A 23,167-nucleotide genomic window follows, 5' to 3' on the forward strand; every position below is an offset into this window, starting at 1 on the left:
CGGGTCACGGCGGGAGTCCGACCCGCTCGGCCGGGGACTGGTCAGGGGTCGGCTGCTCGCCACCGGGACGAAATCGTGTGATATTATCCCACATTCAGAAAGTCGTTCATGAACGTCCACGACCGATATGGATTCCTCACGGTTGTCGTAAACCGCACGACTGCAGTGCCTAATATAGGTATCATTGACCTTAGTTGGAATAAATGCACCATTAGTCTTTGAGGGGAAGCATCTTATGCGTCAACGGGCCACGACAGGTAATGGCAGAGAGAGCACATCAGGTAGCGAGTGGCGACGGGCTCGCTCACCCCGAGGACCACCGCGCCAACTGTGGGGTTGGTGTGGTGTTCGACCTCGATGGGGAGGTATCCCACCAGCCCGTCGCGGACGGCATCGAACTCCTTCGAAACCTCGAACACCGCGGGACGACCGGCGCCGAGGAGAACACCGGCGACGGCGCGGGTATCCTTCTGCAGATTCCACACGAGTTCTACACATCCGTTCTTCCCGTGGATCTCCCCGACCCGCGTGAGTACGCCGTCGGCTCGGTGTTCATGCCGCAGGACGCCGACGAGGCCGCCCACCTGCAGGCCGTCTTCGAGGAGGAGCTGGCCGACCACGGGCTGGAGGCGTTCCACTGGCGGACCGTCCCCACCGACAACAGCGACCTCGGCGCGACCGCCGTCGAGTCCGAACCGCAGGTCGTCCAGGTGTTCGTCGAACCCGCCGAGGAGCTCTCGGACGAGGCGTTCGACCGCAAGCTCTACGTCGCCCGGCGCGCCGTCGAGAACCGCCTCGAGAACGAACAGCCCCCCGGCTACGGCCGCTTCTACGTCTGCTCGCTCGACCGCAAGACCGTCGTCTACAAGGGCCTCCTGAAGGCCGACCAGCTCGTCGGCTACTTCCCCGAGCTGGGCGACGACCGGATGCGCTCGACGTTCGCGATGGTCCACGCGCGCTTCTCGACGAACACGCTCGGCGCGTGGCATCTCGCCCACCCCTACCGGAACATCATCCACAACGGCGAGTTCAACACGATCCAGGGGAACATCAACTGGATGCGCGCGCGGGAGACGGACATCGAACACCCCGGCTTCGGCGACGACAGCGAGGAGCGGAGCTCCTCGGGCCGTTCGAACGACCACTGGTCGCAAGAGGACATCGAGACGATCAAACCCATCATCGACGACCCGGACCAGTCCGACACCGCGTCGGTGGACAACGCCCTGGAGCTGCTGATGCAGGGCGGCCGGAACCTCCCGCACGCCCTGCGGATGCTCATCCCCGAGGCGTGGCGCGGCGAGGCCAACCGCGTCCGCGAGGAGCGCCGCGAGTGGTACGACTACCACGCCTCGCTGGTCGAGCCGTGGGACGGCCCCGCCCTCGTCGCGGCGACGGACGGCGACCGCATCGGCGCGGTGCTCGACCGCAACGGCCTGCGTCCCTGCCGCTACGACGTGCTCGCGGACAACACGCTCGTGATGGCCTCCGAGGCCGGCGCGCTCGACCACGACCCCGCGGACATCGTCGAGCGCGGCCGGCTCCAGCCCGGCCAGCTCTTCCTCGCCGACCCCGAACAGGGCCGCGTCGTCCCCGACGAGGAGGTGTTCGACACGCTGCTCGACGAGAACTACGGGCAGTGGGTCCGCGACGAGCAGGTCCGGCTGGGCGACATCGCGGAGGCCGACGACAAGACGCCCCGCGACCGCACGGACGAGCTCCGGAGCCAGCAGGCGCTCCACGGCTACACCCACGACGAGATCGACGAGCTGCTCCAGCCGATGGCCAAAGACGGGAAGGACCCGGTCGGCTCGATGGGTGACGACACGCCCCTCTCCGTGCTCTCGGAGTTCAACCGCCCGCTCTTCACCTACTTCAAGCAGCTGTTCGCGCAGGTGTCGAACCCGCCGCTCGACTACATCCGCGAGGAGCTCGTCACCTCGATGGAGACCAGGTTAGGGTACCAGCGGAACATCCTCGCCGAAACGCCGGCGCACGCCCGGCAACTGGTGGCGGACTCACCCGTCCTCACGGACGCGGAGACGGCCGCCATCAAGGACCTCGACGGCGACCTCACCGCGAAGGTCATCGACATCACCTACGACCCCGAGGAGTCGCTGGAGGCCGCGGTGCGGCAGATCCGCGGTGAGGCGACGGCCGCCGCACAGGAGCACGACATCATCGTCCTCTCCGACCGCAACGCGGGGGAAGAACGCATCCCCATCCCCTCGCTACTCGCGACGGGTGGTGTCCACCACCACCTCGTCCGCAACGGGCTCCGGAACCACGTCGGTCTCGTCGTCGAGTCGGCGGAGCCGCGCGCGGTCCACCACCTCGCCACGCTCGTCGGCTACGGCGCGGGTGCTGTGAACCCGTATCTCGCCTACCAGTCAATCGGCGACATCGTCGCCGGGCCTGACGGCGCGGACGAGGGGGAGGCCATCGCCGCGTACATCAAAGCCCTCGAAGACGGCCTGCTGAAGACGATGGCCAAGATGGGCATCTCCACGGTCGAGTCGTATCAGGGTGCCCAGATCTTCGAGGCCGTCGGCCTCGACTCCGATTTCGTCCAGGAGTACTTCGAAGGGACCACGGCGCGGACGGGTGGCATCGACATCGCGGACCTGGAGACGGACCTCCGCGAGCGCCACCTCGTCGCCTTCGGCGACGACGTCGACCTCGAACGCCACGGTGAGTACGCCTACCGCTCGAACGGCGTCTTCCACGGCTGGAACCCCAAGTCCGTCCGCGCGCTCCAGACCGCCGTCCGCGAGGGGGACTACGAGAAGTACAAGGAGTTCGCCTCGCTGATGGACGACCAAAACGCGGAGCTCCACTCGCTACGGAGCCTGCTCGAGTTCGACGAGGGCGAACGGGAGTCGGTCGACATCGAGGAGGTCGAACCCGTCTCGGAGATCGTCACCCGCTTTTCCACGGCCGCGATGAGTCTCGGGAGTCTCTCCCCGGAGGCCCACGAGAACAACTCCATCGCGATGAACCGCCTCGGCGCGAAGTCCAACACCGGGGAGGGCGGTGAACCCCCGGAGCGGTTCGACACCGAGAAGGAGTGTAACGTGAAGCAGGTCGCCTCGGGCCGCTTCGGCGTCACGAGCGAGTATCTCACCAACGCGGAGGAGATCCAGATCAAGATGGCGCAGGGCTCGAAGCCCGGTGAGGGTGGCCACCTCCCCGGTAAGAAGGTGAACGAGATGATCGCCCACGTGCGCTTCTCGACGCCCGGCGTCGGGCTCATCTCCCCGCCCCCGCTGCACGACATCTACTCCATCGAGGACCTCAAACAGCTGATCCACGACCTGAAGGCCGCCAACCCGGAGGCCGACATCAACGTGAAGCTCGTCTCGGAGGCCGGCATCGGCACCATCGCGGCGGGTGTCGCGAAGGCGAACGCCGACGTGGTCCACATCTCGGGCCACTCCGGCGGCACCGGGGCCTCGCCCAAGACCTCCATCAAGAACGCGGGGCTCCCCTGGGAGCTCGGGCTCGCCGAGGCGAACCAGATGCTCCGCGCGACGGACCTGCGCTCGCGCATCAAGGTCACCGTCGACGGCGGGATGAAGACGGGACGGGACGTGGCCGTCGGCGCCCTGCTCGGCGCCGAGGAGTACGTCTTCGGCACCGCCCCGCTCGTCACCTCGGGCTGTGTGATGGCCCGGCGCTGTCACGCCAACACCTGCCCGGTCGGCGTGGCGACGCAGGACGAGGAGCTCAGAAACCGGTTCCCCGGTGAACCCCAGCACGTCATCAACTACATGACGTTCCTCGCACAGGAGCTGCGCGAGATCATGGCCGAACTCGGCTTCACCTCGGTGGAGGAGATGGTCGGGCACGTCGAGTGTCTCCGCCAGCGCGACGACATCGAGCATCCGAAGGCGAAGAAGCTGGACCTCTCGGCGGTGCTCGCACAGCCCCCGGGCGACCAGCGGACGAAGACGGAGCCGCAGACCCACGAGGTCGACGAGGCGCTCGACTGGGCGCTCATCGACGACGCCGCGGAAGCACTGGAGAAGGGGAAGCCCGTCTCCATCGACCGCGAGATTCGCAACCGCCACCGCGCCGTCGGGGCGACCCTCTCGAACCGCATCTCGAAGGAGTACGGCGGCGACGGCCTGCCCGCGGACACCATCCGCATCGACTTCGACGGCACCGCCGGCCAGAGCTTCGGCGCGTTCCTCGCGCCCGGCGTCACGATGTCGCTGACGGGCTCCTCGAACGACTACGTCGGCAAGGGGCTCTCCGGCGGGAAGGTCATCGTCAACACCCCGAACGACGCGCCCTACGAGCCGGAGAAGAACATCCTCATCGGCAACGTCGCGCTCTACGGCGGCACCCGGGGCGAGGCGTACATCAACGGGATGGCCGGCGAGCGGTTCGCCGTCCGGAACTCGGGCGTGAAGGCCGTCGTCGAGTCGGTCGGCGACCACGGCTGTGAGTACATGACCGGCGGCGTCGTCGCCGTCCTCGGCGAGACGGGGAAGAACTTCGCCGCCGGCATGAGTGGCGGAATCGCCTACGTCCTCGACCGCGAGGGCGATTTCGAGGAGAAAGTGAACTACGGGATGGTCTCCACCTCCCACGAGCTCGACGAGCGCGACCGCGCGATGTTGCGCCGGCTCGTCGAGAACCACGTCGAGTACACCGACTCCGACCGTGGCGAGTACATCCTCGAGCACTGGGAGGAGGAGGTCGAGCGGTTCGTGAAGGTGCTTCCCGATGCGTACGCGGAGATCATCGCGGAACAGGAGAGCTACGACGTCCGGACGGAGCTCCCGGAGGGGCCCCACCCCGACACGACCGCGAGCGAGGGGACCGGCTTCGCCTCCTCGGACGACTGAGCCTCCCTTCTACTTCGACCCGCTGTTCGACCCGTTTCGATCCGCTTCTGTCAGTGTCGCCGCCGGGGCGACCGCACCCGTTCTGATGTACTCGTCACACCACTCGGCGTAGGGCTCGCCGGTGACGGCTTCGACGATACCCACGAACTCCGCGTAGGTGAGCGTCCCGCGCTCGGCGTTCACTCGGCGCATGACGTCCTGGAGCGAGCGGGAGCCGTTCGTCTCCGTTCTGATCTCCCGGTCGAGCGCGGCCATCGTCCGCGCCCCCTTGTTGTACTCCGTGAGGCGCCCCCACGTGTCGGGGTCCGCGAGCACCGCGTCGGAGGTCGCGGAGGATTTGTCCAGTTCGTCGTTGTACTCTGCCGCGGTGATGTGGGCCTGCTCGAACGCGATACGGGCGGCGTAGTACTCCGCGGTGGCCTCGGGGAACCACGCCATCTCGGGGCCCATCACGAGCGCGTCGTCGTCCTCCGCGAACCGCTGGCTGGCGTGGGCGTACTCGTGGACCCACGGGTGTTCGACCGTGGCGAGTTCGGTGTCGGCCTCGATGGCGGAGTCACCCTGCCCGAAGTAGCGAGAGGCGATGGCGCTGTTGGGGTTCAGCGTGAACAGCGTCACCCGGTCGACGGTGTGGCCGGTCTCCAGCCGCGCGGCGGCGTCGGCGACGGCATCCAACGTCTCGGTCGGCGGGACCGCGGGCCGGAGGTCACTCGGCACGAGCACGCGGATGGTCTGGCAGTCGACCGTCCGGGTGTAGGTGTCGAACGACCCGAACAGCATCGCCTCGCGGCTCACGACGCCGTCGGTCGCGGTGAGCCCGACCACGGCGGAGTGGTCCGGCGCACGCGAGAACACCCAGCCGTCACCGATCTCGCCCGCGGTGCCCACCTGATAGGTGATGCTCGCGGTTCCCGTGGACTCGTCCCACTCCGCCGTCCCACCGCTGTAGTCGAACCCATCGGTCCGGACCCCCTCGACCCCCGAGTCGAGCTCCGCCGTGAACGGTCCGGTGTGGTCGGCGAGGTCGTAGGTGAGCCGGACCGTCTCCGCGTCGACCATCGTCGCGGTCGCCTGGACCGGGGCGCTCGCGGGGTCCGTGGTCTCGATGCTGGTGTCACCGTCCCAGCACGCCTCGGCCTCCTCGGTCGGGGTGGGCGTGGGTGTTGGGGTGGGCGTTGGAGTTGGCGTCGGCGTTGGCGTTGGGGTAGGTGTCGCGGTCGGCGTTGGGGTACGAGTGGAGGTAGGGGTCGGAGTCGGCGTGGGGGTTGGACTCGGGGTCGCGGTCGGAGTGGGTACCGGACTTGGGGTTGCGGTGGGTGTCGAGATGGGCGTTGCCGCCGGCGTCGGGACCGGTGTCGGCTCCGAGGCCCGCGCTGGCTCGGGAAGGGGCGTCGTCGTCGCGGGGGCACCCACACCCGCGGGTGCCGGCGCTGCGGGCGTGGCAGCCCCGGAAGAGGCGTCAGCGGTCGCCGACGGCAGGGGTGTAGATGTCGATGTCGCGGGGATCGTTGGTGTCGCCGTCGGGGCGGGAGGAACCGCGGTGTCGGTCGTCGGGGCGCTGGGTGTCGCGTCGGGGAGGTCGTCGAGGGTGACCGGGGTCGACGTTGGCGTCGCCACCGGGCTGGGAGCGGTCACCGGGGGCGAATCGGGGGTCGGGGAGGCCGGTGTCGCCGTCAGCGCGGGGGTCGCGCTCGCCGCCGAGCCCGCGGCCGGGCCGAGCGAGCAGCCCGAGAGGACGAGCAACAGCGCCACGGCGATGGTCGGGAGCGCGGTCCAGGAGCGGTCGGGTCGGCCGTCGATACGCGGAGGCACTAGCCTGCGGGTAACTGGCTGGGATATATGACCCTTTCTCGACAACGGAATGGAACGTCGCGGCTGGAAAAAATCGGCGGGCGCCGGATTTCGGGGATGAACCTCTCACGCGAAGGATAGCTCCGAATCGGCCCGAATCTTCCCGGACGGGGGGTGAACGGGTGGCCCGGTGCGCGCGCGAGCGGGGTGGGGCGCGGAACCGGGTGACGTGGCCGCTGTCGGGGGCGTGCCGGGACTGAAAACGGTTTTGCCCCGCCCGTTCGGAGCCGGGGTATGGCCCACGCCCTCATCATCGGCGGCACGCGCTTCATCGGCCGCCACACCGTCGCGGAGTTCCTCGACCACGGCTACGCGGTTACCGTGTTCAACCGCGGGAACCACGAGAACCCCTTCGCCGACGACGATCGGGTCTCCCACATCCAGGGGGACCGAACGGACCGCGAGCGGCTCGAGGCCGCCGCTGCGGCGGTCGACCCCGACGTGGTCGTCGACTGCGTGGCCTACCATCCGAGGGACGTGCGCGTCGCCTGCGAGGTGTTCGCCGACGTGGGCGCCTACGTCTACATCTCCTCCGGCGCGGCCTACGGCGCGGAGCGCATCCCCAAACGCGAGGGTGAGACCCCGCTGCACGACTGCACGCCCGAACAGGCCACGAGCGACGACTGGGAGAGCTACGGTCCCCGCAAGGCGGAGGGGGACCGCGCCGTCTTCGCCGCGGCGGAGCGCGGCGTCACCGCCATGGCCGTCCGCCCGCCCGTCGTCTACGGCCCGCACGACTACACCGAGCGGCTGGACTACTGGATCGACCGCGTCCTGGCCCACGACCGCGTGGTCGTCCCCGGCGACGGGACGAACCTCCGGCATCTCGTCTACGTGGAGGACGTGGCGAGCGCCCTCCGCATCGTCGCGGAGGAGGGAGAGGCGGGGGAGGCCTACAACATCAGTGACGGGCACGCCCCCGTCCTCGCCGAGTGGGTCTCGCTCCTTGCGGACGCCGCGGACACCGAGGTTGAGACGGTGTTCGCCGGGCCACGCGAGCTCGCGGCTGGGGACATCGAGCTCACGGATTTCCCGCTGTACCGCGAGTACCCCCACGTCCTCGAGACGGCGAAGATCCGCGAACTCGGCTGGGAGGCGACCCCGCACGCCGAGAGCCTGCCACCGACCGTCGAGGACCACCGCGCGAGCGACCGCACGGGCCGGGAGAACGGCCCCGACCGCGAAGCCGAGGAGCGCGTGCTCTCGATTCTGGAGACGCTCTGAGCGCGAAAGCCCTTTTTGTACCCCCATCGACGGGGGAGGTATGTTCGACAAATCGACGTGGATTCGGCTCCCGCGGAGCGTCGTCGTGGGCCACGGCGTCATCTCGCAGACGGCCGACGTCCTCTCCGAACTCTATCTCGACGGCCGGCCGCTCATCGTCACCTCGCCGTCACCCCGGAAGATCGCGGGCGAGCAGGTCGTCGCGGCGCTGGGCGAGACGGGACAGGAGCCGGCCGTCGTCGTGGTGGAGGAGGCCTCCTTCGCCGCGGTCGAGGAGGTCATCGAGACCGCCCGCGCGGAGGAGGTCGGCTTCCTCATCGGCCTCGGCGGGGGGAAACCGATCGACATCGCGAAGATGGCGGCGGACACCCTCGACGCGGGGTTCGTCTCCATCCCGACGGCGGCGAGCCACGACGGCATCGTCTCGGGGCGGGGGTCGGTCCCGGAGGGTGACACCCGGCACTCCGTCGCCGCGCACCCGCCGCTGGCCGTCATCGCCGACACGGAGCTCATCGCGAACGCCCCGTGGCGGCTGACGACCGCGGGCTGTGCCGACATCATCTCGAACTACACGGCGGTGAAAGACTGGCAGCTCGCCCACCGGCTGAAGAACGTCGAGTACTCGGAGTACGCGGGCGCGCTCTCCCAGATGACGGCGGAGCTGCTCGTCGAGCGTTCCGACTCCATCAAACAGGGGTTAGAGGAGAGCGCGTGGGCGGTCATCAAGGCGCTCGTCTCCTCCGGGGTGGCGATGTCCATCGCGGGCTCCTCCCGGCCCGCCTCGGGCGCAGAACACCTCATCTCCCACCAGCTCGACCGCATCGCGCCCGGCGCAGCGCTCCACGGCCACCAGGTCGGCGTCGCGAGCATCGTCACGGAGTACCTCCACTCCGGGACCGGCGGGCAGTGGCGCGAGGTGCGCGCCGCGCTTGCCGACCTCGAAGCGCCGACGGACGCCACCTCGCTGGGCATCGACGCCGAGCAGTTCGTCCAGGCGATGACGACGGCCCACGAGATCCGCGACCGCTACACGATCCTCGGGGACGGCGTGAGCGAGGAGGCCGCCATCGAGGCGGCGACGGTGACGGACGTTATCTGAACGGATTAGAAGGAGAGCGCCGTTTCCGGGCGGGACTCGGCACGCCACGCGGCCCCCTCGGAGCGGGGGACGCCGGCGTCGTACGCGGCGTCGAACCGCGCGTGGAGCTGGTAGAGCGCGTCGCGGTCGGGGTCGTCGGCGTCGTGGACACAGACGATGGCGACGCAGTCGAGCTCCTGGACGCGGGCCCGGACGCCGGTGAGCCGTTCGACCCCGTGTTCGACCGTCTCGACGAGTGGCTCACCCGCACCCACGCTGACCATCGGTGCCTGCCAGCCGGACTCCCCCTCGACGCTGAGCAGCTCGCCCGCGTCGTTGCGGACGCGCACGTCAGCGAGCACCTCGCCCGCGGAGTCGCGGTTGGCCTCGTACTCCTCCGAGTGAACCGAGACCGTCGTCTGGCGGACGTCGAACCCCCCGTATCGGTCGCGCAGTTGGGCGAGGCGCGCGGTGACGCGGGCGCGAGACGGACTCGATACCATACCCGCCCGACTCGGCGACAACGAATAAAGCTATCACATCGTTTGCATCCGCGCGAGAGAACCGCACGCGCGGTTATGCGCTCGTTAAACGTGCGTGTCGAGGAACGCCACGATGCGTGAGTAGGCCTCGATGCGGTTCTCCCGCCTGGAGATGCCGTGTCCCTCGTCCTCGAAGATGAGCGTCTCGACCGGGACGTGTTTGCTCGCCTCCGCCGCGATCTGCTCGGCCTCGCCGATGGGGACCCGGGGGTCGTTCGCGCCGTGGAGCACGAACAGCGGGGCGCGGATCTCGTCCGCGTGGTTGATGGGGGAGATGGCCTCCAGGAACTCGCGGTCCTCCTCCAGCGAGCCGTACTCGGCCTCGCGGAGCTCCCGCCGCCACGACCCCGTGTTCTCGAGGAACGTGACGAAGTTCGCGATGCCGACGATGTCGACCCCCGCAGCCCAGAGCTCGGGGTACTCGGTGAGCGCGGCGAGCACCATGAACCCTCCGTAGGAGCCGCCCTTCACCACGATTCGGTCCGCGTCGATCTCCTCCCGTGAGGCGAGCCAGTCGACCCCCGCTTTGAGGTCCGCGACGGAGTCCATTCTGTTCTCGACGTCGTCGAGGTGGCTGTACGCCGTCCCGTAGCCCGTGGAGCCCCGGACGTTCGGCTCGAAGTAGGCGTAGCCGTTCGCGAGGAAGTACTGCTTCACCGCGGCGAAGGAGGGCCGGCGCTGGCTCTCCGGCCCCCCGTGGACGTCGACGATGACCGGCACGGGCTCCTCGCCCGCGCTCGCGGGGAGCGTGAAATACGCCGGAATCTCCCGCCCGTCGAAGCTCTCGTAGCGGACGAGTTCGCTCGGCCGGAACGACGACCGCGAGAGCGCAGCGGTGGAGGCACGGGTCCAGCGCTCGGCCTCCCCCGTCGCCACCGAGACGACGTAGACGTTCGCGTTCATCGCGTCCGCGGTGACGGTGAGCGCGAACCGCTCCGCGTCGCCGTCGAACGACACCCCACCCGCCACGCCGTCCGGGATGGCCGGGTCGGGGAGCCGCCGGTAGCTGGTCGGGCCCGTGAGTTCCCCCACCGTCAACTCCGTGTAGCCGTCGGCGTTCGTCGAGTAGACGAACCGCCCCGTCTCCTCGTGGAGCGCCACGCCGTCGATGTTCCAGTCGTCGTCCCGCGCCACCGGTTCGAGGTCACCGTCGAGGGTGAGCCGCGCGAGATACAGCAGGTCGGCATCGCGGTCCGTCACGCAGTAGAGCGCCCCCTCCGGCCCCCACGAGAGACTCTGGTAGCGTACCGCCCCCTCGTGGGGCGTGAGATGAGTGCGCTCGCCCGTCTCCAGGTCGAGCACGGAGACGTCGTGGTCGAACCCCGAATGCGCCTGGTGGATCGCCAGCATCGAGTCGTCGGGCGACCACCCCGCGAGCGAGAGCCACCCGTCACCCTCGTGGACCAGCTCCGGCTCCCCGTCCAGCGCCTGCGTGTAGATGTCGAACACCGACTCGTCCCGGCGGTTCGAGGCGAACGCGAACCGCTCCCCGTCGTGGCTCCACCCACCCCAGCGGTGCTTCGCCCCGGGGCGCTCGGTGCGATTGGTAATCGACCCGTCGGGCGCGAGGGTGTAGAGCTGCTGGCGCTCGTTCCCCCCCTCGTCCATCCCGAACGCGAGCGTCTCCCCATCGGGGTTCCACGAGACGAAGGTGACGCGCTCGTCGAAGAAGGTGCGCTGTTCCGGCCACTCGCGGGCCGCGTTCTGGAGCCAGATCTGCGGCGTGCCCGTCGTGTCCATCCGAAACGCGAGGGTGCCGTCATCCGAGAGGGACGCGCCGTACGCGCTTCTGATGTTGAGATACCGCTCGATATTGTGCATGACTGGACGAGGACAGGGGAGGGTTTAGCCGTTGGGCTAAGCTGGAATATGTATACAGAAGAAAGATACCACCAGAGAGAGACAATGGTTCTATCAACATGAGTGGGCGGGAGGGGTTAGATGAGATCCACCGGTACGTTGACCACCAAATCGAAACAGAAAGGTACTACCGGAACCAAGCCGTCGCGTTACTGCGTGTAGTTCTCAGTGCATTCAGCGTGATAATCACAGTCCTCTCAGTATCAATCTCGGTTGGAGGACTTGCGGCAGTCTCACCAAGCGTGATTGCAGAAGAGTTGTCCAGTTTAGCTTCTGAAATTAATGCGTCGAGCTATTTTGTTCAACCTCAGGGAGAGATCATGGTGGGAATTCTGGTGATGTTTTGTGTAACATTCATAATATTTTCATTAATAGAAATATTTGTATTCCTGCCGAGACATGCGCTAAAATCATTGGATGTGTCGAGGAGTGAGACTGAACTTTTGGAAACAAAGAGGGCACCAATAGATGGTCCCAGTACAAAAAGTGAAGAAATCATTTCAGCGTATGATACAATAACAGATCACAACGAATCCGTATTGGAGACAACTAGACAAAACTTAGATAGATCTTTTCGAGCAATTAGAACAGGAATTCTGAGCTTCGTCATCGGAATAGCGATACTGATACCAAGTATCCTACTGGACAGTCCAGAGTATGCCGTCGCCGCGGTCTTAGGACCTGTGCTATGGGTGATGGGAAGATTCGCCCGCCAAACAAGCCTCAACACCATCCAAAATCACATATTCATCAGCCCGTATCACGACTTGGGAGGCGCTTGTTTAGGATTTGCATTCATAATAATTTCTTCAGTAGGAGCGCTCACACCGACACAAAAGCAAGCAACAACGATAGTCTCAGTAATCGGTGTAGCTCTGCTTTCGGTTTCAATCGTTAAGTCAAGTTCAGACATTTTGCCAAATTTATACCGACGCAATTTGGCGATTTTCTCATCGTCAGCGCTGCTCGTTGCATTTTTATTTATTATTGATATTTCTTATCAAAAAATACCGCCAATCGAGGTGATTGCATTCACTTTCACGTTATTATTTGGCTCGGCAATAGCAACAATCTACCATCTCTCGCTGTCAGTTACCGTACTCATAATCAAAGAGAACAAAGACTGGATTCTGCAGTGGGCTTCAAAACTCAAAACAGCGGTTGCTGCTCTAACAGATAAAAGAGAGTAGAATCGCAATCACCACTCCCCACACGAACCCGCCCCCGTGCGCGATGATGTTCGTCGTCTCACCACCTTCCACGAGCGAGGCGGGGAACAGCACCCAGACGAACACCGCGAGCAGCAGCGTCGTGGTGGCGACGAACCCGGCTTCGACGGCGACCCGTCGTCGGTCCGTCTCGGTCCACTCCGCGCGGAGGCCCCGGAGGCCCACGGACCCGAAAGAGAGGGCGAGCCCGACGACGAGCAACCCCGAAATGAGCGGGGAGGGAACACCCGAGTAGATCACGGCCACCTCAGCGAGCAGGAGGATGAAGATGCCCTGTCCGACGTGCTGGCCGATGCCGGGGCCGTGGCGGTCAGCCACGTCCCGCGCGAGGGCCACGAGGACGAAGCCGACGAAGCCCGCGGCCACGCCTGAAAAGCCCCGGGAGATGGCCTCGATGCCGAGCGAGCGGAAGGCGAGGAAGCTCGTGAGGTTCACGAGCAGCGGGAGGGCGGTGAGGAAGGCGAGCGTGGTGGTCCAGAACCACCGACGGCGGCCCTGCTGGACGCAGAAGGCGTAGGAGACGCCCGCGCCGATGGCGTAGCCGAGGAGGTTCCCGGCGAGGTGGCCGTCGGAGGCGTGGACGTACGCGCTGGTGAGGAACTGCCACGGCGCGGGGTCGGCGTGGTGGAAGGCGAGCGCGGACTGGCTGGGGCGGGGGAGGAGGAAGTGGACGGCGGCGAGGAGGACCCCGACGCTGGCGAGGAGCGTGAGGTCACGGGCCGTCCCCCGGTCGACGCGCATTCGACTCGAACTCACCGCGGGGTCGGATAAAGCTACGCCACGCCGGTCCCGAGCCTCGGCGGGAGCGAACCGAACGGACGGTAAGTAAGAGCACCCTGATTGGTTAGCCAAACGAATTTTCCGACTCAGTAGTGTAGTGGAATCAAGAGGAAATCAGTCGTGAAACGAACGGGCGACAGCGAATCACTCTCGGACGAACAGGCGCGGGGGAAACTCTACGAGGTCCTCCATCGGGGTGGACCCCCGGTGGAAGCGATACAGCGGGTGGTGGAGGTCGGTGTCGACTACCTCGACATCGACCACGGCCACGTCACCAACATCGACGAGGCCGACGACCACTGGGAGGTCATCGGGTCCACCGACGGCGTGGACGGGCCGTATCCACTCGGCCTCACGGCGAGCCTCCAGGACTCCTACTGTCGACGGACGATACGACGGTCCAGCCCGCTCGCGTTGCACGACGCGAAAGCCCAGGGGTGGGCCGACGACCACGCCTACCAGCGCCACCAGCTCGACTCGTATCTGGGGTTCCGTATCGACGTGTTCGGTGAACCCTACGGCACGGTCTGCTTCGTGGAGTCGGACCCGCGGGAGACCCCCTTCTCCGATGCCGAAACGACGTTCATCGAGCTGGCCGGACACGTACTCCGGAAGGTCTTAGAGGAGACCAACCGCGAGAAGGACCTCGCCAACCGTGACCGCCTGATCTCCGTGCTCAATCGGGTCCTCCGTCACAACCTCCGGAACGACCTGAACGTGGTGCAGGGGTACGCAGCGCTCATCAGAGAGCGAACCGACGGTGAGGTCGCGAGGATGAGTGGAACCATCTGCTCGAAATCGACGGAGCTCATGGACATCGCGGAGAAGAGCCGTGAGCTGGAGGAGCTGACCGACACGGTGCCCGTCGCGCGGCCGGAGGATGTCGTTCCGTTCGTCGAGGAAGCGGTGACGGCGGTTCGAGACGACGGACCCGCGGTCGACATCTCGGTCGACACGCCGAGCGAGGCGACGGCGTTCGCCGCCCCGGAGCTGTCCGGGGCGATCGAAGAGCTGCTCGAGAACGCGACCACGCACGCGGAGAGCGAGGCGGCGGTCGAGGTGAGAACCGACCCCTCCGCGGACCGGGTGACCGTGTCCGTCACCGACGACGGGCCGGGATTACCCACGAGGGAACAGCGAATCCTCTCCGGAGAGACCGAGACCGCGCTGGAGCACGGAAGCGGCCTCGGACTCGCACTCGTCTTCTGGGTCGTATGCAATCTCGACGGGGAGATCGAGGTCGCCACGTCCGCCCGCGGAACGACGGTCGACGTTCGCCTCCATCGGGCCGTCACGGCTTCCCGGGGTACGGGTGTGCGTCCGCAGTGAGGATACCGAGGGGCTGACGAGCGCTCCCCCGACAACTGCAAGGTTTTTGCTCCCCCCGCGTCCCCTCCCGGTATGCGCGTGGCCCTCGTCGCACACGAGACGACCCATCGGCGGGACCGGCAGGGCCTCGCACGCGTCGAGACCGTCGCCGAGGCGCTCGCCGGCAGAGGCCACGAGGTCGCTCTCTTCTGCTCGCAGTGGTGGGCCGACCACCAGCTCAGACACGACGCCGAGCGCGTGAGCTACCGCGCGGCGACGGTGGCCCCCGCGACGACGAGCTTCTGTGCCCGGCTCCCGTTCCTCATCGCCCGCTTCCGCCCGGACGTGGTTCATGCGACTCCTGCACCGCCCGTCTCCGTCCTCGCGGCGAGTGCGGGCGCGACCCTCTCGCGGGCACCGCTCATCGTGGACTGGTACGGCGACGAGCCCGTCGCGGGCGCGCGGACGCTCGAACGCGCGAGCAAGACGCCCGACACCGTCGTCACGCCGTCGCGACATATCGCGACGCGGGTGCAGAACTACGGGGCCTCATCCCCAGAAGTCATCCCCGAGTGGGTGGAGTTCGACCGGATTCGGGGGACCGACCCGACGCACGAGGCGGACATCGTCGCGGGGCGCAGGCTGGACGAGGACGCGAACCTCGAATCGCTGCTGCTCGCGCTCGCGGAACACCGCCGGCACGACTGGTCGTGTACCGTCTTCGGCGACGGCCCCGCGAGAGAAGCGTACGAACAGCAGGCATCCGATTTACGAATCGGCGACCGGGTCACCTTCGCCGGGCGGGCGTCGAGAGAGGAGCGCATCGCCGCCTACCGCGGCGCGCACGTCTTCGTCCACACGGCGAAGAAAGAGGAGTTCGCCACGGAGCTGCTGTGGGCCTTGGCCTGCGGCTGTGTCGGCATCGTGGAGTATCAGGCCGATTCGGCCGCACACGAACTCGTCGAGCGGCGCGACCGGGGGTTCCGCGCGACGACCCCCGAGGAGATCGAGGAGGCCATCGTCGATGCCGGTGACCTCTCGGAGCAGACCATCGACGAGGCGCTGCTCCCGTTCGACCGCGAGAACGTGCTGGAGCAGTACCTCGACTGCTACCGCGATGCCGGGGCCTGAGAGCCGGCAGCGGGAATCTCGCTCTCTTCCGTTATACCGGTCTCCTCGATTATTTCATCGACCCACCAGAGCTTGAGCCCCGCGAGCAGCACCGTCGCGAGGACGGTGTGGACCGGCCGCTTCCGGAGCGTCGCCCAGAGGAAGTACCCCGTCACCGGCGCGTTCGCCAGATTGAGGACGTTCGGCCAGTCCGTTCCCACCGTCCGGTTCCCGTCAGCGAGCCACGCGCGCTCCGCGAGCACCCCGCGAGTCATCCACGAGTCGGCGTTCTCGGGTGGGGAGAACGCGACGGGGTTCACGACGGTCCAGCCGAGGACGAGAAGCAGGAGCCGCGGCTGCCGGTGGTAGATGGCGGAGGCGAGAAGCGGGGTGATGGCGACGCGCGTCCAGCCGCTCTTCGGGTTGGCGTGGCGCGCCCACACCCAGTCGGGGAGGTTCATAGGGGCTCTACGCGCGGGGAGAGCGTCAGCCTACTCCTCGGGTGGATCGTTCACAGCTGCCACGGTGTGCACGGCCGCGGCGTTCTCCGCCACATCGTGGACCCGGATGATGTCGGCCCCGCGCTCGGCCGCCAGCGCGCTCGCGCCCACGGTCGCGTGGAGCCGCTCTCCGGGTTCGTAGCCGATAGCCCCGAACATCGACTTGTGGGAGTGGCCCACCAGCACGGGACAGCCGAGCGCGTGGAACTCGTCGACCCGCGAGAGCAACTCGAAGCTCTCCCCCGGCGTCTTCCCGAAGCCGATGCCGGGGTCGACGATGATCTGCGAGCGGTCGAGTCCCGCCTTCTCCGCGAGGAGCACGCGCTCGGTCAGCGCGTCGATGGTGTCCTCCACCACGTCGTCGTACTCGATTTCAGTGGAGGGGTCGACGGGTGCCTCGATGGAGTGCATCACGACCACAGGTACGTCGTACTCCGCGGCGACGAGGCGCATCTCCGGGTCTTCGAGTCCCGACACGTCGTTGAGGATATCCGCGCCCGCGTCGAGCGCGGCCCGGGCGACCGCGGCCTTTCTGGTGTCGACGGAGACGAGCACGTCCAGGTCGGCGATGGCCTCGATGACGGGCACCACCCGGTCGATCTCCTCCTCGACGGGGACCACGTCGGCCCCCGGCCGGGTGGACTCCCCACCCACGTCGATGATGGCCGCGCCGTTCGCGACCATCGTCTCGGCGCGGGCGACGGCGTCCTCGAGGGCGTCGTACTCCCCGCCGTCGTGGAACGAGTCGGGCGTGACGTTCAGGATGCCCATGATGGCGGTCCCGTCCTCCCACGGATAGCCGTGCGTCTCGGGCGTGTGCTGGATGCCGAGCGTTCTCTTGAGTCGTGCCCCGAGCTGTTCGAGCCCGTAGGGCTGGCCCTCCAGCTTCGAGAGGAGACGTTTGAACTGCGCGAGGGTGCCCATCAGCACCACGTCGATGTCCTCGCGGTCCTGCTGAGAGAGCCCGGAGGTGGCACACTCCCCACCCACGGAGAGCATCTCCTGTTTGAGATACTCCGCCTGCCGGGGCTGGACGGTGGTCTTCACGACTCGGTGGACCCCTTTCCCGCGCATCCGCCAGACGCCGGGCGCGGTCACGTCCGCGTCCTCGAGCACCGCGCGGGCCGTATCCAGGTCGGGGACACGCTTGGCGATGTCCACGCGCGTCCAGCGCTCGCGGGCCTCTGCGACGGTGAAGAGCGAGCCGGTGACGAGCACGCAGTCGTCCTCGCCCGCCGCGTCGAGCGCCGCGTCGAGCGCGCCTGCGACGTTCCCCATCTTCGTGACCGAGCCGGCGCGCGACTCGAACACCCGCGCGAGCGCCGCGGAGGACTCCGCCCGGTCGAGTGCCGGCCGGCAGGTGTACGCGTAGTCGACGGCGGGGAGCCCGTCGACCATCCCCGCGTGGTCCTTATCGCACATCGCCCCGAAGACGACGTGGAGGTCGTCGTAGTCGAACCCCGCGAGCAGGTCGCCGAGCGCCGCGCTTCCGCCGGGGTTGTGCGCCCCGTCGAGGACGACGAGCGGCGACTGGCGCATCACCTCGAACCGCCCCGGGAAGTGGGCGTTCCGGAGCCCGCGGGCGAGCGTTTCGGTGTCGAACCCGGAATCGAGCACCTGGACACAGAGCGCGGCGGCGACGCCCGCGTTCCGTGCCTGGTGCTCCCCGAGCAGCGGGAGGTGGGCCTCGACCGCCCAGTCGGCCGTCTCGATGTGGACGACGGATTCCAGCCCCTCGCGGCCCTCGTAGCTGACGCGAACGTCGGTGTCGGCGTCCTTCCCCACGCGGACGACCTCGCCTGCCACTTCCCGAATCGAGTCGAGCGCGCCACCCGTCGCCGCGGTGACGAGCGGGTGCTCGCCGACGACGTGGGCCTTGTCGTAGGCGATCTCCTCGACCGTCTCCCCGAGGATGTCGCTGTGTTCGAGCGTCACGGAGGTGACGGCGCTCGCGACGGGGTCACAGACGCTCGTCGCGTCGTAGCGCCCGCCGATGCCGACTTCGAGGACGGCCAGATCGACGTCCTGTCGGGCGAACTCCCAGAGCGCGAACGCGGTGACGCCCTCGAAGAACGTGGGCGAGGCGTTCTCCGCGGCGCGGTCGGTGACGTAGTCGTCGATCTCGGAGACGTACTTCGTGACCGCGGATTTCGGGGCCTTCCGGCCGTTCACGCGCACCCGTTCGCGCAGATCCGAGAGGTGCGGTGAGGTGTAGAGGCCGACGTCGAGGCCCGCCTCGCGGCAGACCCGCTCGACCATCCGGGCGGTCGAGCCCTTCCCGTTCGACCCCGCGACCTGCACGACGCGCAGCCCCTCGTGAGGGTCTCCGAGGTGCGCGAGCAGGTCGCGCGTCTCCTCGACGCCCGTGCGCGGCGAGTAGCGGCGGAGGTCGAACAGGAAGTTCGCCGCCTCGTGATACTCCATATCCGATTCTGCTCCGCGGGTCGCTTTAGCCCTTCGAAGGCCGGTGCCACCCCTGTCGTCAGAGCCGGTCGAGTATCCCGGCGCGGTCCAACGTCGAACTGCGCTCTTCGGCCCGGCGAGCGGCTTCCCTCACCACGTCGCGGTCGAAGGCCTCCACCCCGCGCTGGATGAGCCGCGCAAGTGTCCCGACGAAACAGATGACGGCGAGCCCACCCAGCAGCAGTACCCCCGCGAAATACGGGACCAGGGTGTCGACGACGGCCGCGAGCGACGCACCATCCGCGACGGCAGCGAGCCCCGCCAGCGCGCCAGCGGCCGCGGTGAGGATGAGCGCTGCCCCCACCACCACGAACCCGAGGGTGTACCACCAGATGCGCTGCATGCCCCCCACTACTCGGGCAAAACACTTGTCGGTGGTGGCCGGTTCTCGAGAGAGACCGAGTGACTGCGGGTGGTTCTGTGGAACGACCGGAGGGGCAGACCGCCTTCGACCTACGGTCTCACGACCTTCGGCCTACGGCCTTCGCGCTGACGCGCTCAGTTCCGTGAGACTCACTCCGTTCGTCTCACGTCTTTCGACCTACGGTCTCAATCCCGTGAGACACACAGAGCGCGTCCCACGATCTTCGGGCTCACACCCTCAGTCGTGCCGGAACGACCGATTCCCGGTGAACGCCATCGCCATGCCGTGTTCGTCCGCGGCCTCGATGACATCCTCGTCGTTCACCGAGCCGCCGGGCTGAATCACTGCGCTAATCCCGGCTTTCGCGGCCTCCTCGATGCCGTCCGGGAACGGGAAGAAGGCGTCCGAGGCCATCACCGCCCCCTCGGCGTCCTTCCCCTCGGCGTGCTCCTCGGCCTTCATCGCGGCGAGTCGGACCGCGTCGACGCGGGAGACCTGTCCCATCCCGACGCCGACCGTCTCCGTGCCCTTCGCGAACAGGATGCCGTTCGATTTCACGTGTTTGAGCACCCGCCACGAGAACAGCATCGTCTCCAGCTCCTCCTCGCTCGGCTCGCGCTCCGTGACGATCTCGAGGTCATCGAGCTCGGGCGCCCAGAGGTCGCGCTCCTGGATGAGCCGCCCGCCGACGATGGGCTTCTCGGTGTACTGCTCGCCGATTTCGCCGAGCTCGGACCGGGCGGACTCGCCCGTCCGCCCGTCCCCGCGACCCACGTCGAGCACCCGAAGGTTCTTCTTCTCGGTGAGCACCTCCAGTGCCGCGTCGGTGTACCCCGGCGCGACGACGACCTCCTTGAACGAGTCGGTGATGAGCTCCGCGGTGGCGGCGTCACACTCGCGGTTGAGCGCGACGATGCCCCCGAACGCGCTCATCGGGTCCGTCGAGAGCGCGGCCTCGTACGCCTCGGCCAGCGAGTCGGCCGTGGCACAGCCGGCGGGGTTGGTGTGTTTGATTACCGCGGCGGCGGGCTCGTCGAACTCCTTGATGAGGTTGAGCGCGCCGTCGGCGTCGTTGTAGTTATTGTACGAGAGGGACTTCGCGCCCTCGTTCAGCTGGTCGGCCGAGACGACGTTCGCCTCGGTACACGCCGTGTCGGCGTAGAGCGCGGCGTCCTGATGGGGGTTCTCCCCGTAGCGGAGCCCCGTCTCGAAGTCCTCGGCAAGGACGCGGCGGGCCGGGAACGGGCCGGCCTCGTCACCCTCCACCTCGACGCCGTCGTCGGTGACCGTCACCTTGTCCTCCGCGAACCAGCGGACCGCACGCGGGTAGGCCTTGAACTCCCCTTCGTAGAGGACGCGCTCTTTGAGCGCGGCCTCGTCGTCGTCCGCGAACACCGGAATGGGTTCCTGCGTGACGATCGGTCCCCCATCGACGGTCTCGTTCACGACGTGGACGGTACAGCCGGTGACGCTGACGCCCGCCTCCAGTACCTGCTCGTGGGCGTCCATCCCCGGAAACGCGGGGAGCAGGCTCGGGTGGACGTTGAGGATGGTCGGGGCCGCGTCGATGAACGACTCGGTGAGCACGCGCATGTAGCCGTCGAGACAGACGATATCGAAGTCGTACCCCTCCAGTCGGTCGAGGACGCGCCGTTCGTGGGCTTCGCGCGATTCGTCCTCCTCACGGACGACCACTTCGGTCGGGATGCCGCGCTCCGCGGCGGCCTCCAGCACCGGTGCGCCCTCCTCGTTCGCGAGGACGACCGCCACCGCCGCGCCGCCGGGGGCACGGTCAGCGATGTGCATCAGGTTCCGCCCGCGGTTGCTCGCCATGCCGGCAATCTTCATACTCGATACGCTCGGCCGGCGAAGCAAAGTAGTTGCGGTTGTCGAAGGGAGAGTATGCACGAACACGCATTCTACGCGCGCCAAGAGCGGCGTGTGCCGCGATAAGTATGCAGCCCCGTGTACGACCGGACCGACACGCCTTTACTCCACGTGGGCACATTCCCGCGTATGGATTCGCGCTACGCCGTCTCCCCGCTCGACGGGCGATACGGCCGTTACACGGAACCGCTCCGCGCGCACGTGAGCGAGGCCGCGCTCATGCGGGCCCGCGTGGAGGTCGAAGCCGAGTACCTCATCGCGCTCGCCGACCTCGACGCGACGCCGCTCGAGCTCGGATCGGACACCAGAGAGACGCTCCGCGGGCTCTACGAGGGGTTCGACGCCGCGGACGCCGAAGTCATCAAACAGCTCGAAGTGGAGGGGTGGAAGGACTACGCGGCGACGAACCACGACGTGAAGGCCGTCGAGTACTTCGTCCGCGACGCGCTCATCGAGTCCGGAAATCGAGAGGCGACCCCGTGGGTCCACTTCGGCCTCACGTCGGAGGACGTGAACAACCTCGCCCAGCGGCTGATGGCCAAGCCCGCCACGGAGGAGGTGCTCGTCCCCGCCATCCGCGAAATCCGGGATGCCCTCGTCGCGTTCGCTCACGACTACGCGGAGACCCCGATGCTCGCGCGCACCCACGGCCAGCCCGCGACCCCCACGACGTTCGGGAAGGAGATGGCCGTCTACGCCGCGCGACTCGGGCGGGCGCTCGCGGAGATCGAACGCGCCGCCTCGGGGCTTTCGGGGAAACTCGCCGGCGCGTCGGGCACCTACGCCGCCCACCACGTCGCCTACCCCGAGGTGGACTGGCCCGCCTTCTCCCGCGAGTTCGTCACCTCGCTCGGCCTCGAGCACAACGGCCTCACGACGCAGGTGAACCCCTGTGACGACCTCCAGACGCTCTTCGATAGCCTCCGGAACGCGAACAACGTCCTCCTCGATCTCGACCAGGACATCTGGCTCTACGTCTCCCAGCGCTATCTCGGCCAGGAGACCGTCGAGGGCGAAACCGGCTCCTCGACGATGCCCCACAAGGTGAACCCCATCGACTTCGAGAACAGCGAGGGGAACCTCTCGAAGGCCAACTCGGATCTGGTCTTCCTGGGCGATTACGTCACCACCTCCCGGCTCCAGCGTGACCTCTCCGACTCGACGGTAAAGCGGAACGTCGGCGCGGCCTTCGCCCACTGTCTCATCGGCTACGAGAAGACGAAACGCGGCCTGGACAAGGTCGCCCCCAACGAGGACGTGATGCTGGAGGACCTGAACGCCAACCCCGAGGTCATCGGGGAGGCCGTCCAGACGGTGTTACGAAGAGAAGGCGACGAGCAGGCGTACGAGCGCATCAAGGCCCTCTCGCGCGGCAAGCGCGCCACGCTCGCCGATTTCCGCGAGCTGTTCGACGACCTCGACGTGAGCGAGGACGTGCGCGAGGAGCTCCACGCGCTCACGCCCGCGGGCTACACCGGCATCGCCGCCGAGCTCGCGGAGGACGTATAGACCGAGAGTACATACCAGTCGATAATCATGCCGTGCGTATATACGGATGTCAACAGTCCACACTGTCTATGGGGCTCTTCAGTTCCAAGAAGATGTACTGCACGGTGTGCAGCGGGGAGGCGAACAAGAACGACGCACAGCGGTGCGGGAACTGCGGCGCGGTGACGCACAATCGCTGTCTGAAACGCTCGGGGAACGCGATGAAGAAAAGCCGGCTCATTCGGAGTGACAAGGTCAAGCTCCGCTGTCCGAACTGCGGCAACGTCGGGTCCATCTGACCGACCGACGGGCGGTACGCCACAAAAATTATTTTCCAACGCTCGGGACCGACGGGTATGGTCCCCGGCGACAGAGACGGCTGCCCGAAATGCGGCCACGAGGAGGTCGACATCGACGAGATCGCAACCAGCGGCAGCGGTCTCTCGAAGATGTTCGACGTCCAGAATCGGAGTTTCAAGACGGTCTCGTGTGCGAACTGTGGGTTCACCGAACTCTACCGCGGCCAGTCGAAAGGCAACGTGATAGACCTCTTTTTCGGCTGAGCCCTCACGGCACTCCCGCGGCGCTGGAGGGGAGCCATAGCCCGGCTTCAGGCGGCGCAGGGAAAAA

General features: G+C 67.2%; 17 protein-coding genes. 9 read left to right on the forward strand and 8 right to left on the reverse strand.

Features of this window, described 5'->3' with window-relative positions; genetic code table 11:
* The first annotated feature begins 260 nt into the window (after positions 1-260).
* Positions 261-4,853 (forward strand): glutamate synthase large subunit, encoded by a 4,593-nt coding sequence (gene gltB, locus ACQUQR_RS07175; protein ID WP_435195774.1) that lies wholly within the window; start codon positions 261-263, stop codon positions 4,851-4,853.
* A gap of 9 nt (positions 4,854-4,862) precedes the next feature.
* On the opposite strand, the gene ACQUQR_RS07180 is transcribed toward gltB, so the two are convergent.
* Complete coding sequence (locus ACQUQR_RS07180) at positions 4,863-6,665, reverse strand: hypothetical protein (protein WP_435195775.1); 1,803 nt, start codon at positions 6,663-6,665, stop codon at positions 4,863-4,865.
* Between the two features lie 273 nt (positions 6,666-6,938).
* Between ACQUQR_RS07180 and ACQUQR_RS07185 the strand changes: the two genes are divergently transcribed.
* Positions 6,939-7,928, forward strand: a complete 990-nt coding sequence (locus ACQUQR_RS07185) for an NAD-dependent epimerase/dehydratase family protein (RefSeq protein ID WP_435195776.1) — start codon at positions 6,939-6,941, stop codon at positions 7,926-7,928.
* 40 nt (positions 7,929-7,968) lie between these two features.
* Complete coding sequence (locus ACQUQR_RS07190) at positions 7,969-9,027, forward strand: NAD(P)-dependent glycerol-1-phosphate dehydrogenase (RefSeq protein ID WP_435195777.1); 1,059 nt, start codon at positions 7,969-7,971, stop codon at positions 9,025-9,027.
* A gap of 5 nt (positions 9,028-9,032) precedes the next feature.
* Here the strand turns inward: ACQUQR_RS07190 and ACQUQR_RS07195 are convergent, their stop codons facing one another.
* Positions 9,033-9,509, reverse strand: coding sequence for a hypothetical protein (locus ACQUQR_RS07195; RefSeq protein ID WP_435195778.1), 477 nt, complete (start codon positions 9,507-9,509; stop codon positions 9,033-9,035).
* Between the two features lie 84 nt (positions 9,510-9,593).
* Positions 9,594-11,369 (reverse strand): S9 family peptidase, encoded by a 1,776-nt coding sequence (locus tag ACQUQR_RS07200; RefSeq protein WP_435195779.1) that lies wholly within the window; start codon positions 11,367-11,369, stop codon positions 9,594-9,596.
* Between the two features lie 98 nt (positions 11,370-11,467).
* On the opposite strand from ACQUQR_RS07200, the gene ACQUQR_RS07205 reads away from it, so the two are divergent.
* The gene (locus ACQUQR_RS07205) at positions 11,468-12,598 is read left to right on the forward strand and encodes a hypothetical protein (protein WP_435195780.1); all 1,131 of its coding nucleotides are present in this window, start codon (positions 11,468-11,470) and stop codon (positions 12,596-12,598) included.
* Here ACQUQR_RS07205 and ACQUQR_RS07210 read toward each other — a convergent pair.
* The gene (locus ACQUQR_RS07210) at positions 12,578-13,378 is read right to left on the reverse strand and encodes a hypothetical protein (protein ID WP_435195781.1); all 801 of its coding nucleotides are present in this window, start codon (positions 13,376-13,378) and stop codon (positions 12,578-12,580) included. The two genes, ACQUQR_RS07205 and ACQUQR_RS07210, sit on opposite strands and share 21 nt — an antisense overlap.
* 246 nt (positions 13,379-13,624) lie before the next feature.
* Between ACQUQR_RS07210 and ACQUQR_RS07215 the strand changes: the two genes are divergently transcribed.
* Together ACQUQR_RS07215 and ACQUQR_RS07220 are read left to right on the forward strand one after the other, a co-directional pair.
* Positions 13,625-14,746, forward strand: a complete 1,122-nt coding sequence (locus ACQUQR_RS07215; protein WP_435195782.1) for a GAF domain-containing sensor histidine kinase — start codon at positions 13,625-13,627, stop codon at positions 14,744-14,746.
* 72 nt (positions 14,747-14,818) lie between these two features.
* Entirely contained in the window at positions 14,819-15,856 is a 1,038-nt protein-coding gene (locus ACQUQR_RS07220) for a glycosyltransferase (protein WP_435195783.1), read from the forward strand.
* On the opposite strand, the gene ACQUQR_RS07225 is transcribed toward ACQUQR_RS07220, so the two are convergent.
* From ACQUQR_RS07225 to purH, 4 genes are all read right to left on the reverse strand, one after another.
* Positions 15,835-16,296: a DUF6653 family protein gene (locus ACQUQR_RS07225; protein ID WP_435195784.1), complete on the reverse strand. Its 462-nt coding sequence runs from the start codon at positions 16,294-16,296 to the stop codon at positions 15,835-15,837. The genes ACQUQR_RS07220 and ACQUQR_RS07225 overlap by 22 nt on opposite strands.
* A gap of 30 nt (positions 16,297-16,326) precedes the next feature.
* The gene (gene folP / locus ACQUQR_RS07230; RefSeq protein ID WP_435195785.1) at positions 16,327-18,759 is read right to left on the reverse strand and encodes a dihydropteroate synthase; all 2,433 of its coding nucleotides are present in this window, start codon (positions 18,757-18,759) and stop codon (positions 16,327-16,329) included.
* A 58-nt stretch (positions 18,760-18,817) separates the two neighbouring features.
* Positions 18,818-19,141 carry a hypothetical protein gene (locus tag ACQUQR_RS07235; protein ID WP_435195786.1) on the reverse strand — a complete coding sequence of 108 codons (324 nt, stop codon included), beginning with the start codon at positions 19,139-19,141 and terminating at the stop codon, positions 18,818-18,820.
* 258 nt (positions 19,142-19,399) lie between these two features.
* Entirely contained in the window at positions 19,400-21,010 is a 1,611-nt protein-coding gene (gene purH / locus ACQUQR_RS07240; protein WP_435195787.1) for a bifunctional phosphoribosylaminoimidazolecarboxamide formyltransferase/IMP cyclohydrolase, read from the reverse strand.
* A gap of 168 nt (positions 21,011-21,178) precedes the next feature.
* On the opposite strand from purH, the gene purB reads away from it, so the two are divergent.
* The 3 genes from purB (at position 21,179) to ACQUQR_RS07255 (ending at position 23,100) form a co-directional block, all read left to right on the forward strand.
* Positions 21,179-22,558, forward strand: coding sequence for an adenylosuccinate lyase (purB, locus tag ACQUQR_RS07245; RefSeq protein ID WP_435195788.1), 1,380 nt, complete (start codon positions 21,179-21,181; stop codon positions 22,556-22,558).
* 68 nt (positions 22,559-22,626) lie between these two features.
* Positions 22,627-22,836 (forward strand): hypothetical protein, encoded by a 210-nt coding sequence (locus ACQUQR_RS07250; RefSeq protein ID WP_435195789.1) that lies wholly within the window; start codon positions 22,627-22,629, stop codon positions 22,834-22,836.
* Positions 22,837-22,893: 57 nt separating this feature from the next.
* Positions 22,894-23,100: a zinc ribbon domain-containing protein gene (locus ACQUQR_RS07255; RefSeq protein WP_435195790.1), complete on the forward strand. Its 207-nt coding sequence runs from the start codon at positions 22,894-22,896 to the stop codon at positions 23,098-23,100.
* The last annotated feature ends 67 nt before the right edge of the window (positions 23,101-23,167 follow it).

The sequence above is a fragment of the Natronomonas sp. EA1 genome (genome assembly GCF_051195035.1).
Lineage (GTDB): Archaea > Halobacteriota > Halobacteria > Halobacteriales > Haloarculaceae > JBNTJV01.